The 13,458-nt window shown below is 51.2% G+C and carries 12 protein-coding genes and 2 pseudogenes; 3 read left to right on the plus strand and 11 right to left on the minus strand.

Going from position 1 to position 13,458, the window contains the following annotated elements; translation table 11 throughout:
* Positions 1-7: 7 nt before the first annotated feature.
* Complete coding sequence (locus K7397_RS05760; protein WP_237690707.1) at positions 8-1,369, minus strand: polysaccharide deacetylase family protein; 1,362 nt, start codon at positions 1,367-1,369, stop codon at positions 8-10.
* A gap of 116 nt (positions 1,370-1,485) precedes the next feature.
* Between K7397_RS05760 and K7397_RS05765 the strand changes: the two genes are divergently transcribed.
* Positions 1,486-2,205, plus strand: coding sequence for a DedA family protein (locus K7397_RS05765; RefSeq protein WP_223066999.1), 720 nt, complete (start codon positions 1,486-1,488; stop codon positions 2,203-2,205).
* A gap of 182 nt (positions 2,206-2,387) precedes the next feature.
* Here K7397_RS05765 and bcp read toward each other — a convergent pair whose 3' ends face one another.
* Entirely contained in the window at positions 2,388-2,876 is a 489-nt protein-coding gene (gene bcp, locus K7397_RS05770; protein ID WP_223067000.1) for a thioredoxin-dependent thiol peroxidase, read from the minus strand.
* 144 nt (positions 2,877-3,020) lie between these two features.
* On the opposite strand from bcp, the gene K7397_RS05775 reads away from it, so the two are divergent.
* Both K7397_RS05775 and K7397_RS05780 read left to right on the plus strand, forming a co-directional pair.
* A complete protein-coding gene (locus K7397_RS05775) occupies positions 3,021-4,121 on the plus strand; it encodes an LCP family protein (RefSeq protein WP_223067001.1) in 1,101 nt (366 codons plus the stop codon).
* A 49-nt stretch (positions 4,122-4,170) separates the two neighbouring features.
* Complete coding sequence (locus K7397_RS05780) at positions 4,171-5,484, plus strand: glutamate-1-semialdehyde 2,1-aminomutase (RefSeq protein WP_223067002.1); 1,314 nt, start codon at positions 4,171-4,173, stop codon at positions 5,482-5,484.
* 99 nt (positions 5,485-5,583) lie between these two features.
* On the opposite strand, the gene K7397_RS05785 is transcribed toward K7397_RS05780, so the two are convergent.
* From K7397_RS05785 to K7397_RS05830, 9 genes and pseudogenes are all read right to left on the minus strand, one after another.
* Positions 5,584-6,720 (minus strand): stalk domain-containing protein, encoded by a 1,137-nt coding sequence (locus K7397_RS05785; RefSeq protein ID WP_337926685.1) that lies wholly within the window; start codon positions 6,718-6,720, stop codon positions 5,584-5,586.
* A gap of 346 nt (positions 6,721-7,066) precedes the next feature.
* Positions 7,067-7,315, minus strand: coding sequence for a hypothetical protein (locus K7397_RS05795; protein WP_223067005.1), 249 nt, complete (start codon positions 7,313-7,315; stop codon positions 7,067-7,069).
* A 91-nt stretch (positions 7,316-7,406) separates the two neighbouring features.
* Positions 7,407-8,267 carry an inositol monophosphatase family protein gene (locus K7397_RS05800; RefSeq protein ID WP_223067006.1) on the minus strand — a complete coding sequence of 287 codons (861 nt, stop codon included), beginning with the start codon at positions 8,265-8,267 and terminating at the stop codon, positions 7,407-7,409.
* A gap of 246 nt (positions 8,268-8,513) precedes the next feature.
* Positions 8,514-8,663 (minus strand): annotated as a pseudogene (locus tag K7397_RS05805) (NADH-specific enoyl-ACP reductase); the annotation flags it as partial.
* A 512-nt stretch (positions 8,664-9,175) separates the two neighbouring features.
* Positions 9,176-9,425, minus strand: a pseudogene (locus K7397_RS05810) (RNA-guided endonuclease InsQ/TnpB family protein); the annotation flags it as partial.
* A 180-nt stretch (positions 9,426-9,605) separates the two neighbouring features.
* Complete coding sequence (locus tag K7397_RS05815) at positions 9,606-10,310, minus strand: ABC transporter ATP-binding protein (protein WP_223067008.1); 705 nt, start codon at positions 10,308-10,310, stop codon at positions 9,606-9,608.
* Positions 10,307-11,089, minus strand: a complete 783-nt coding sequence (locus K7397_RS05820) for an ABC transporter ATP-binding protein (RefSeq protein WP_223067009.1) — start codon at positions 11,087-11,089, stop codon at positions 10,307-10,309. Before K7397_RS05820 ends, K7397_RS05815 begins: the two co-directional genes overlap by 4 nt.
* Before the next feature lie 27 nt (positions 11,090-11,116).
* A complete protein-coding gene (locus K7397_RS05825) occupies positions 11,117-12,385 on the minus strand; it encodes a branched-chain amino acid ABC transporter permease (RefSeq protein WP_223067010.1) in 1,269 nt (422 codons plus the stop codon).
* 9 nt (positions 12,386-12,394) lie between these two features.
* Complete coding sequence (locus tag K7397_RS05830) at positions 12,395-13,381, minus strand: branched-chain amino acid ABC transporter permease (RefSeq protein ID WP_223067011.1); 987 nt, start codon at positions 13,379-13,381, stop codon at positions 12,395-12,397.
* Positions 13,382-13,458 lie beyond the last annotated feature (77 nt).

Raw genomic sequence — 13,458 nt, forward strand, 5'->3', positions numbered from 1 at the left:
AGGCTGCTTAGAAGGCCCGTACCGTCCACTGCTTATCCGATTTGTGGACAGCAGCAATCGGATGTCCGAGCGCTTCCAGCAGACCGCGCAGCGAGATCCAGATCGCATCGTTTCTGAGCTCCACTTTGCCGGTTCTTCGGCCGGAAGCTTCTCCTTCCTTCCTCATCACAATCTCTCCTGTCCGGGGAAGAAGAGTGAAGCCTTGTCCGTTCCACTTCACCTCCGCCCTTTGAGAGGCGCTGCTCCAGGCGACTTCGGCGCCCAATCGCTCAAGCGTCGCACGCAGCGGGACGAACAAGGCGCCTTCTCGCAGCTCGTATTCGCCCGGCTCCAGCTTTGTCTGCACGCCTCCGGCCGTCACCGTAAGAGGCAGACCCTTCTCGAACAAAGCCGCGTTCAGGACAATATGGCTGTCAATCCATGCCTGATCCGGCGCTGTTCGCCCCTTGGCAAGGTTGCCTCCGGTATGGAACTGCACAGGCTTGACTTCAGGAGTAAGCGGAGCGAACCGGTACCCCTGGTCCTTGTAATACCGGATGATTTGCGGAAGAGCCTTGACCGTCGCATCGTGTCCGCTGCCGTCATGCATCAGTAGCACCACACTCTGCCGCTTGCCGTTCTCCGTAGCATTTTTCAAAATTTCATCGGACGGCACCCCCTTCCTTGCAGAGTCTCCGCTGTCCACATCCCAGTCAAAAACCTGATATCCCGCCTGAGCCATCAGGGAGAAGTAGGTTTTGTCGAAGTGGCCGTATGTTCCTCCAGGAGCGCGGACCAAAGAAGTCCTGTATCCGGTAATGTTTCGCAAGATTTCCTCGGTCTGTTTGATTTGTCCCCAAAATTCGCTAAAATTGTGGTATAACTTATCGTAATCATGGTCATAGGTATGATTGCCGACCGCGTGCCCTCCATCCGCGATTTGGCGGATCAGCTCTGGAGAGCTTTCAGCCTGCTTGCCGATTACAAAAAAAGTTGCTTTGACCTTGAATTGGTCCAATATCTGAAGAACGCTCTTCGTCAATTTGCTTGGGCCGTCGTCGAACGTGAGATATACCGTTTTGGATGAAGACTGCGGCTTTGCCTGCTCGGCAGTAGCGGTTTCCGTTTTGGCTGTCGCCAGCGCGCTCTTGACCGCCGCTTTCTTTACGGATTCAGCCGGTTTAGCCGCGGAAGCGTGTGCAGCCTGTTCCCGTTCGTTTCGGTCACCCTGTATCTCCCCCGGCCCACGGGCGGGAATTAAGGAAGCGGCTTCGGCCGGCTGGAGCTTGTACATGTTTGCCTTGCTCCAAATACTGCCGCCAATTATGACTGAAAGAATAAACACAAGGAAAATCGTCATCATAATGAGAACACGGGATTTTCTATACATATGAACCCTACCTCCATCATGTCTATGAATAAGTCTTGGCTTTGATAGATTATATGGATGCAGCGTTCAAAATAGACTAGCCTTCCCGAAGATTAGCTGGAGAGTGAACAACCACTATGGATATCGTGCATTATTTAGAGGATTTGTTTGAAGATCATGGGTATTTTGTCATCTGGATCGGTCTGCTGCTGGAGTTCATTGCGCTGCCGTTTCCGGGCGAAACGACGATGGCCTATGCGGGGTTTCTGTCCTATAAAGGTCTTCTGAACTGGCAGGCGCTCATTCTGTTCGCCTTCCTTGGAACGACGATGGGCATGACGACAACCTACTGGATCGGCCGAAAAGCGGGACTTCCGTTTATCCGAAAATTCGGCAAATGGTTTTTCCTCCCGCCGCATAAATTTGACAAAACGAAATACTGGTTTGACAAATACGGATCCGGACTGATCTTTATCGGCTACTTTATTCCGGGCGTTCGCCATATTACCGGATATTTTTCCGGAATGATCACCCTTCCCTTCCGCAAATTCATGCTCTATGCCTATTCCGGAGCTCTTGTCTGGACGGCCCTTTTTGTGGGTATCGGCAAAATATTCGGCCCGCAGTGGAAATACATGTTCCACCTTGCTGCTACTTATTCCCTGATTGCGTCGCTGTGCATTGCCGCCTTGATTGCGCTCGTCGTACTTTACCGCTACCGCCATACGCTAAGACGCGCATACTCCAAACGGTTCTCCGGCAAAAAACAGCCGCCGGAAGCAAGCGTGCGCGGCGTCCGTGACGACGAGGACGGTGACGCCAAGCCGAAGCCGTCCGGATCGACCTCTGAGCCTTGATGCGCCTGATTTCGATTGATGCGCTTAATCATCTTTTGACGACGTTGTCCATTTTTATGAAAAAAAGAGTAATAATACGAAGCTCTTATTCTCATAATATATAAAATAAGCAGGCTGGATCTGATACCTTCCAGACTCCAGCCCGCTTGGGCGTCGCCCATGATGGACCGGCTTGCTCGCTGCTACTTTCGCTCTGTCTCATGCTGACGAACGGCTTCCAGCACCTCTTCAGCATGGTTCTTGACTTTTACTTTCCGCCATTCCCGGACGAGTCTTCCTTCTTCATCCAGAAGGAATGTCGATCGCGCAATCCCTTCAAACTCCCGGCCGTACATTTTTTTGATTTGCCACACGCCGAACATGCGGCTGACGCTATGATCCTCATCCGACAGCAGCGGAAACGGCAGCTCATATTTACCCGCAAACCGGTTATGCGACTTGATGTCGTCACCGCTGATGCCCAAAAGCACAGCCCCGTGTTGTGCAAAATACTCGGTTCTGTCCCGGAAATCACAAGCTTCCTGCGTACAGCCCGGAGTCTGGTCCTTCGGATAGAAATAGATCACAACCTTCTTCCCTCTAAATTCGCTGAGCGTGACCGAAGCCCCGGAGCTTGCCGGAAGCGTAAAATCAGGAACAACCTGTCCGATTTCGAGTTCTTGTTCTGCCACCTTAGAATACCTCCCAATATGTTCACTTAGCCTTCAAAAAACGAAAATTGATTGTGCCTGCCAAAAAAATTATAATGTAAAGATATGAGAAACCGCCACGATTGGAGCGGAAATTCCGATCTTTTTGTAGAAAGGACGAATAAGATGACAAAACGAACGAAACGGATCATCCTTTGGTCCGTTGCAGGCGTGCTAGCTGTCATTATTGCAGCAGTCGCCTATTATTTTTCCGCCATTTATAAACAAGTAGACAATTTTAGCAAGAAAGGCGAGGATTCTCCTTTCTACCAGGTTCAGCCCAGCGATATTAAAGTACCGGAGCCGCCGAAATGGGAAGGAACCGAAAGGGTCAACATTCTGCTGATGGGTGTGGATGCCCGCGGCATCCGGAAAGGGGAAATTCCCCGTTCGGATACGATGCTGGTTGCTTCCATTGACCCCGTAAAGAAAAAAGGGTACCTATTCTCCATTATGCGCGATACTTATGTGGAAATACCCGAACACGGGAGCGAGCGGATCAACACGGCCATTACCCACGGGCCTAATACCGCGATGAAGGCTGTATCCGATCTGCTTGGCATACCGATCCAATATTACGTATACACTGATTTTCAAGGATTCATTGCGCTCGTCGATGCGGTCGGCGGTGTGGATTTTGAAGTGGAGAAAGATATGCATTACACCAGTGCTGCGGATAATCATGAATATGATATCGATCTCAAGAAAGGGATGCAGCATCTCGACGGCAAAACCGCGCTGCAGTATGTCCGTTTCCGGCATGACGCCATGTCCGATTTTGCCCGGACGGATCGGCAGCGCAAGTTTTTAAGCGCAATTTCCGATAAGCTGAAAAGCACGACGTCCATTATGAACTTGCCTGGCATTCTGGAGAAAGTCAACCCTTACATCGATACCAATTTGTCCGTCTCGGACATGTGGAAGCTGGCGACTGTCGGCTATAAAAGTCAGGTGACGGCAAGTGAGCAAATCCCGCCGATGGATCTTTTGGAAGAAGAAAAAGTAAGCGGCGCTTCGGTTATCGGCATTAAGGATGAAGATGAGCTCAAGGAATATATACAGAACGTATTTAACCGGGATGACGCAGCCCAGCCTGAGACAAGCACGGATGGAAGCGTGTCCGCCGGGAATGCAGGCCCAGGCGATAAAGCAAGCGGCAGCGAAAGTGCAGCAAGCAGCGGCAACGCAGCAAATAAGGCAGAAAGCGATAGCAGCGGCGGGAAATAATCCCCCGCTGTTATCGTGATTACATAAGAAAAGGGAAGGAAGTTTTAAGATGAACCGTTCTAAATCCGAGCATTTGTATCAGGAAGCACTCAAACATATTGTAGGAGGCGTCAACAGCCCGTCCCGTTCGTTCAAGGCGGTAGGCGGCGGGGCGCCTGTTTTTATGGAGAAAGCGCGCGGGGCCTATTTCTGGGACGTTGACGGCAACCGCTATATTGATTACCTGGCCGCTTACGGACCGATTATTACCGGACATGGACATCCGCACATTGCGGAGGCTATCGCGAGCGCCGCGGCAAACGGCACATTGTACGGAACGCCAACCGAGCTAGAGATCAAGCTTGCCGTCATGCTGAAGGAGGCCATTCCTTCGATGGACAAGGTTCGCTTCGTCAATTCCGGTACGGAAGCTGTCATGACGACCATCCGGGTTGCCCGCGCTTATACGAAACGGAATAAAATCATCAAATTTGCCGGCTGCTACCACGGGCATTCGGATCTGGTGCTTGTCGCCGCTGGCTCCGGCCCTTCCACCCTGGGCATTCCGGACAGCGCCGGCATTCCAACGAGCATCGCCCATGAAGTAATCACCGTTCCGTTCAACGATGCAGCGGCGCTTAAGGAGGCGCTGGAGAAATGGGGCGATGATGTCGCCGCCGTTATGGTGGAACCGATTGTCGGCAATTTCGGCATGGTTATGCCCAAGGAGGGTTTTCTTGAAGATCTTTGCAGACTTGCCCGCCAGTATGGCGCCCTTGTCATCTATGACGAAGTGATTACCGCGTTCCGCTTCCATTATGGTTCGGCACAGACGTTTGCCGGCCTGCGGAACCACGACGCCATCAAGCCGGACCTTACGGCGCTCGGCAAAATTATCGGCGGAGGTCTGCCGATCGGCGCATACGGCGGCAGCAAGGAGATCATGGAGCAGGTTGCTCCGCTGGGCCCTGCCTATCAGGCGGGCACGATGGCCGGCAACCCTGCGTCCATCTCCGCGGGTATTGCCTGCCTGGAGGTGCTGCAAGGCGAAGGCGTATACGAGGAAATGAACCGGTTAGCGGTACGCCTGACGGAAGGATTCGCTTCCTCCGCAGCTCAATACGGTATCCCGCTGACCATCAACCAAATCCGCGGCTCCTTCTCCACCCACTTCTGCGATCATCCGGTAACGAACTATGCGGAAGCCCAGGATACGGATAGCGAAGCCTTTGCCGAGTTCTTCCGCCTCATGCTGGACCAGGGGATCAACCTTGCTCCTTCCAAGTATGAAGCCTGGTTCCTGACCACGGAGCATACCGACGAGGATATTGACGCTACCCTGACAGCTGCCCATGAGGCTTTTCGCCGGATGAGCGGCAAATAAAGCGGTTTTCAACGCAAAAAAATCCCCTTGTGGCGCTTTGGCTGCCATAAGGGGATTTTTTAAAGGCAAGATAACCCCACAAAGTGAGGCTTTTATGTTTTACAGATTAATAAAAACCGTTTTGACCTTGGAGCTGTACTGCACATCAAAGCCCAGACCTTTCGCCAGCAAGGCAAGCGGAACATAGGTTTTGGAATTGCTGCCTGCCTTTTGCAGGAAAGCAGGAGCCGCGGTAGACACCTTTTCTCCATTCACCTGGATCGTTTTGGAACCGATCGGGATGACGACTTTGTTCCCTTGATAAGTCAAAGACAAGCTGCCGTTGCGGCTATCCCAATTGGAGACAGCGTGGGTGGCCTGAATGATATCGCCGATCGCTATAAACGTCTGCCCGTTCTTCAAGATCGGCTTGTTCGGCGTAAGCAATTCTTGCCCTCCAACCACAATGGATATGGCTTCCTGGCCCAAGGCAGCCCGGGTCTGGCGGTAGTCCCCCCAGATGACCTCGGAAAATACCTTCGCTATCGCTTCGTAGCCGGCTTGCTTCGGATGAATGTCCCCTTCCAGAATATGCGTAAAGCTGAGCTCGTTACCGACAAAAGCTGCCGCTACATGCGCAACCTTCACCTGACCTGTCTGACCGGCAAATCCGGCAACTACAGCATCAGTCGCTTCGGTAAACGCACCAGCCGCTTTCTCCAGCTTGGCATAGCTAGCTGCACCGACAAGCTCAGGCACTGGTTGGTATTGATCCGCCACGACGATTAATGCCTGCGGATTCATGGTTCTCAAATTCGTTAAGGCTTGAGTCAGGTTTGCCGTATAAGCATCGATCAACGTCTTCAATTTTGCTTCCAAATCGCTATCCGCCAGCTTGCCGGCTTCCTGAAGCAAGGATTTGACGTCATTGCCGCCAATCGTAATCGTGATCAGGTTTGCTGCCTCGATATCCGCCTTCGCCTGCGTCGTTCCGGCTGCAAATTGGGCGATTCTCGGATCGGAAAGACCAACCTGAATTTCGTCCGGCGCAGGCTGGCGTCCTTCTTGAATTGCCGATACGTAATGCGCCAGACCCTCGCTTTTCAAGCCTAAAATACCGTAATTGGCCAGCTCTGTACGGCCATGATACAGACCTTGCTCTTTAATCCGGTCTGCAAAGCCATAAGGCACCGGAGCCGGCTGAGTGGCGAGATCAGGCTCATATCCGGCCGTAAGCGAATCCCCCAGCGCAACGATTCGGTACGCCTCCTGTGCCTGCGCTTCGGCGGCTGATCATGAAACGTCGTGGCAGGCGCGGCTGCCAGCCATATGAGCAAGAACATAAGCAGCGCTTTTCCTGTTCCTCGCTTAAAGCTTGTTTGGATCATCATGTTGAATAACACTCTCCTTTATGTATATATGCATGCAGCTTCATAGATGTAAGCTGGAAATCAAGAACGCCATCCTGTTGCGAAAACTCAATCCATTATACCAATTATTAAATTCAAAGGAAATTTTTTTCACTTTCGTCCATTCAAAAAAAAGAGCCCCGGCAGGCTCACAGGGACAAGCAATGGTAGTCTATTGCTGCAGTTAAGTATTCTCAGGATTCGTTGTCTTTCTTAGGTGAACGTTCAACATATTTGTCGTATCTGTCGTCAATTTCCCTGGCCATGCTGCGGTATTTCATCGTTTCTTCCACAACCGGGTCCATCGTTGTCTGGATGCGGATTTCATACTTGGGCGATAATCGCTTTCGTCCTTCCTCCTGATGGTTCACTTGTTTCTGTTCCCCATCAAATAAAAGCTCTGTCAGTTTCTGTTCGAGCTCTTTATTCTTCTGATCGCCCATCTTTCGGACCTCCTTCGCGCTCCGGTAGTTTCCTCAGAATCCATCGATCTTCCCCGTTCTCTATGTTGTTCTTTAATTCAACTTATATTCGCTACAAACCGGTCGCTTCCGCTTCTTTAAGCGTCTGAAGCAGCTCCTGGTGAATGTGTCCGTTGGTTGCTGCCAAATGGCGGGCTGCCAAATGATACGGTCCGCCCTGCGTATCCGTTACCTGTCCGCCGGATTCCTTCACAAGCAGCACACCTGCCGCCACATCCCACGAGTTCAGGCCTACTTCATAGTAGCCAGTCAAACGGCCGGCTGCCACATAAGCCAGATGCAGGGCAGCAGACCCCATTGCTCTAAGGCTGCGCGTTCTGGTAGACAGCGCCGCAATGCCTTTCATATTGTTCGGCAGGGCAAACTCCCGCTCCGGATTGTAACCGATCGCCAGCAGGCTTCCCGACAATTCCGTCTCTTTCGAAACGGACATCGGTTTGCCGTGTACATAAGCTCCTTTACCTTTCTCCGCAACAAACATCTCATCATGCATCGGATCGTAAATAACTCCGACCGTCAACTCGCCCTTGATGGCCAGCGCTATGGAGACGCAGAAATATGGATTGCCGTGTACAAAATTTGTTGTTCCGTCAATCGGGTCCACGATCCAGAGATATTCGGAATCCGCATACCCCGCCACCGCCTCTGCCGATGCTTTTGCTCCCGGTTCGACACTCTCTTCGCCAAGAAAATCATGGTTCGGAAAGTGGGTCTTGATAAGCTTGCGGATCATGATTTCCGCCCCTTTGTCCACTTCGGTCACCAGATCCTGGGGGGAAAGTTTGGTATTCAGCTCTTTATATATGCCCACACGGCTTTTGATCCATTCTCCGGCTTTGGCTGCCGCGTTGATGGCAACGGCTGTAAAACTTTTGCTGCCAACCACATATGAAGGTTTATTATTATCTTCCAAGTGTTATCACTCTACTTTCTATCGCAATCTATTTGCCTTTTCTTCTGATACAATACGTCTTCGAAAAAATAAAGTTGCGCCCCTTTTAACGGTTCCGGGAGACTTCAATTAAATTCCATATGGACAAGCAGAACGGCTGCCAATAATTTTAGCAATCCGCGTATTCGCAGGAAAGTCCGTCCCGATCCGACGGCTGTACGGCTGGTGACGAACTTTCTCTACTTGTCTGTGTGCTATTAATTTGGCTCCTACAATATTATAACCGATCGACAAAAATGATTTCGAGATAATTCCACGTGACAAATGGTTGAGCAGGAACATGCCCGTATCGCCGACTTCCGCAGCATCCGTTGTTTTGCGGAATGGAGCCTTTTCTTCCACTTCCTTCAGAATGGAACCTGAAATCGCCGAGCACCTTGTGACGGCAGGCTTTCCGCTATTGCCCAGGCAATACTCCGCTCATTGGTCACCCCCATCACAACGATGTTCTTCCTTGCCAGAGTGTCCCCCATGACTTAACCTCCTAAAAGTTTTGCGAAGGAGTCCTCCTTCGAATTCCACTTCGCAGCAAAACTCATCGCAAGCCGCGAGCGGCAGGATTTAAATCCTATATATATTGCTAACAAGATCACCCTGAGCGTAAACGCACAGATCCGCAGCAATCTTTCCAAACCAAAAAGCACTAATGTAATGAAAAGCCCGGTTCGCAACCAGGCTTTGAAAACTGTTTATGTCGATATACTTTCTAAAAATAATCTGGACCTTCGCTATAGCTATAATTATACACGTTCTAAGAAAAACCTTTCAACATTGAAGTCTCCTGCCACCTACGGGTTGTACCCTTAGAGGCGTGGGATTCAAACGTTCCAAGTCTTAGCCGACGCTAGGATACGCTGGTTGACGTGCTTGTACTTAGGAGGCTGGGGAGTGCCTTTGTATTTATGCGGGTTCTTCTTGAAGTCTTTGCTCCGAAGCAAAGAAGCTCTTCCAGTTCTGCTCCACCATTTTCAGACATTGCTGGTATGTATGCGAGTGGAGATAATCGCGGTGCCAATTCGACGCGATATTGTAAAGCTTTGTTGTATGAAAAGCCAAATCTTCCAAAAGAGAGAGTTGCTTCATCGTGAACCTCGGCGTCCACTTGTAGACCAATTTCAATTTGTTTCACCTCCTTATCCAACATTTTACCATAAACAAAACGTGTGTTCTTACAAAAAAAAACACAGAAAGTCAAAAAAAACCGCACATCTCACCACCTATAGAGGAGGGAGTCTTCTGCGGTTAATTAATAAAACTCACAAGTTAATTGACTATCTACAGAATTCTAAAAATAAAGCTTTATGCCAGGTAAGCTTCCTGCACCTGGTCATTCGACAGCAGAACCGACGCCTCATCCTGCATGATGATCTCGCCGGTCTGGATGACATAGCCGCGATGCGCGATCTTCAAGGCATGGTACGCATTCTGTTCCACCAGCAGAATCGTCATCCCGGCCTGGTTCAGCTCTTCAATGATCTCAAAAATCTGGTCTACCAGCACAGGCGCAAGGCCCATCGATGGTTCATCCAGCAGCAAAATTTCCGGCTTCATCATCAAAGCCCGCGCAATCGCCAGCATCTGCTGTTCTCCGCCGCTCATCGTGCCCCCTGCCTGATGGTAGCGTTCCTTCAGCCGCGGAAAATAGGCAAAAGCCTGCTCAATCCGCTCTTTGATCAGCTTCTTGTCCTTGATGGAGAAAGCTCCCATTTCCAGGTTTTCCTTCACAGTCAGCCGCGGAAAGATCCGTCTGCCTTCGGGCACATGGGCAATGCCGGCCGCGGCTATCAGATGAGGCTGCCAGGAGGATATATTTTTTCCTTCAAACAAAATTTCTCCTTTGGTCTGCACCTGTCCGCAAATCGATTTCAGCGTCGTCGACTTTCCCGCTCCATTGGAACCGATCAGCGTAACGATTTCCCCCTGATTTACAGTCATTGTAATGCCCTTCAGCGCTTGAATGGCGCCGTAATAAGCCTGTACGTTTTGCAGCTGCAGCATGCTCATGCATTCACCTCCTCGGCCGCGCCCTTGCCTAAGTATGCCTCTATGACTTTCGGGTTGGAGCGGATGTCGGCCGGCCCGCCCTCGGCAATTTTTTCGCCGTGGTCCAGCACCAGAATGTGGTCGGACAACTCCATGACCAGCTTCATGTCATGTTCGATCAGAATAATGGACATATCCATGTCGCGCTGCATGCTGCGGATGAGTCCCGTCAGCTCGGCCGTTTCACGCGGATTCATCCCGGCCGCCGGCTCGTCAAGCAGCAGCACCTTGGGTTTGGCCGCAAGCGCCCTGGCGATTTCGAGCCGTCGCTGGGCACCGTAGGGCAAGCTCGCGGCTTCTTCATTCATCAGATGGGCCAGGCCTACGTATTCCAGCAGACGATAAGCCTTCTCCTGGGCATGCTGCTCCTCGTTTCTTACCGCGGGCAGCCCCAGCAGCGTCCCGATAATGCCCGATTTCAGGTGGATATGCAAACCGACCATGACATTTTCCAGCACCGTCATACTGCCGAACAGCCGGATGTTCTGAAAGGTCCGGGCAATTCCGCGCTCCGTAATCCGGTGCGGCTTGACCCTGACGATGGACTCCCCGTCCAGTTCAATTCCGCCTTCATCCGGCACGTAAATGCCGGTGATCATATTAAAAAACGTCGTTTTACCGGCTCCGTTCGGACCGATGACAGCCGATATTTTCCCCTTTGGAAAAGAAAAGTTTACTCCGTTTACAGCCACCAGTCCGCCGAATCTTTTGACAAGATTCGTAACCTTCAATATCGTCATTTCGGTAGGTCCCTCCCTCAAGGCTGATTACTTGTTGAGCGAAGCTGCATTGGAAGAAGCAGAATGCTGCTCGTGAGCCCGATCCAGGCTGACTTTCCGGTTTTTGGCCGAAATGAGACCATTCGGCCTGAAGATAGCGACCAGGATCAAAATCAATCCAAAAATAAGCCGCTGCATTTTCGCCGGAGACAGAGCAGTCGGAACGTTGATGACCCCCTGCATGGACAGCTGGTTCAGCCAGTTCGTAAATTCGGTCAGCACCTGAAGATGCAGGATCGTCACAAGGCTTGCGCCGAGAATGACACCGGGTACGCTTCCCATGCCCCCAAGCACGACCATGACGAGAATGGTTGTAGATTCCACCAATGTGAAACTTGTCGGGTCGATGAACGTCTGTTTGGCCGCAAACACGACGCCCATCATGCCGGAGAAGGAAGCTCCGATCGCGAAAGCTGTCAGTTTGGTCCGAATAAGCGGGATGCCCATCGATTGCGCTGCAATTTCGTTCTCACGCACCGCTTTCCAGGAGCGGCCAAGCCGGGAATGCTCCAGCCTCCGTACGGCGAAAATGACGATTCCAAGGATGGCCAGAACGATAAAATAAAACTGATGCGGAAACGTGAACTGGAATCCGAACAGATTCGGCGGCTGAATAGAGGAAAGACCCATGGCCCCGTTCGTAATATTAACGGGCTTCTCCAGATTGTTGAAGATGATGCGGATAATTTCGCCGAAACCCAGGGTAACGATAGCAAGATAATCCCCTTTTACCCGGAGTACAGGAAGACCCAGCAATATGCCGAACAGTCCGGCCATAAAACCGCCGATCAGAATGAAGATCCAAAAGGTGCCGCCAGATAGCGGAAACAGTTCGCCGGAAATAAAGTTATTCGCTTGTCCGGTAGCAAAAATACCGTAGGTATACGCCCCGACGGCAAAAAAAGCAACAAACCCCATATCCAAAAGCCCGGCAAAGCCGACGACAATATTCAGCCCGAGCGCCATTGCAATATAGATACCGCATTGCGTGGCAACCTCCATATAGGCATCGTAGGACGGTCCCCCTGACGTCGCGAAGGGAATGACTGCGATAAGCAGAACACCGGCGACGATCCACTTCACCGTATTGCTAAAGGTCGTATAATAGAGAAGGAGCAGCGAGCCGAGCAGAAGCAGGAATGCCACAACCGACTTATCCATCAGATAGACGGCAGCTGCGGTCACCAGAACGAAAACGGCAAGGAGTCCGGCCTGGGCGATTTTATTGTTCAATAATGCGCTCTTTATTTTCCCCATGCCGCTCACCTACACTTTCTCTTTGACGGCTTTGCCGAACAAGCCCTCTGGTTTGAATATCAACACGATTATCAGAATCATGAACGCAAACACATCCTTATACTCGGCGCCAAAATTGCCGGACGTTAAGATGCCCAGATTAGACGAGGCGAACATTTCCAGAATGCCGATGACGAATCCGCCGAATATGGCCCCGCGAATATTGCCGATTCCCCCGAGCACAGCCGCTGTAAAAGCCTTCATCCCCAGGATGAAACCGATGTAAGGATCGATGGTTCCGTACTGCTGCGCAAACAGCACTCCGGTCGCTCCCCCGAGCGCCGATCCGATAAAGAAGGTCAGTACGATCACTTTGTTGACATTAATGGACATAAGCGAAGCTGTCTCCCTGTCCTGGGCAACGGCGCGCATCGCCACTCCCCATCTCGTACGGTTTACGAACAGATCCAGACCGACCATCAGCAGCAGAGCTACAATCAGAATGATAATGGTATTGGATTTAATGGTGGCGTCGCCAAATATGCTGCCAAGGGAGGAGGTGCCGAGCGTTATCCGCTGATTGAACAATGAATGGCTGCTCACAATGTAGTTGCCCGTCTTCAACTCCGCAATGAAGCGGACTACATCCTGCAGGACGAAGGAAACGCCGAAAGCCGAAATAAGCGAGATCAGTTTTGGCGCTTTTCGGAGCGGCCTATAAGCGACACGTTCAATCCCTACTCCAAGCGCCCCCGTAAACATCATCGCAATCAGAATAATGAGCAAGTAAGAGATCCAGGCAGGCATTCCGCCAAGCCACCCGAAGGATTGAAACAGAAGCAACACGGAAGTACCGACAAAAGCGCCAGTCATGAAAATCTCGCCGTGAGCAAAGTTAATCAGCTCAAGGATTCCATATACCATCGTATAACCGAGCGCCACGACAGCGTAGATTGCTCCGAGCGCAAGACCGTCGATCAGAACTTGAGGTAAAGTTTGCAAAATACTTGAAATCATAGGGTGCTCCTTTCAAGTGAATAAACGGCAGCCAAGAGGCGCTCCGCTCCGAAGCATCCCTCTTAGCTGCAGCTTTG

The sequence above is a fragment of the Paenibacillus caui genome (assembly GCF_019904135.1).
GTDB lineage: Bacteria > Bacillota > Bacilli > Paenibacillales > Paenibacillaceae > Fontibacillus > Fontibacillus caui.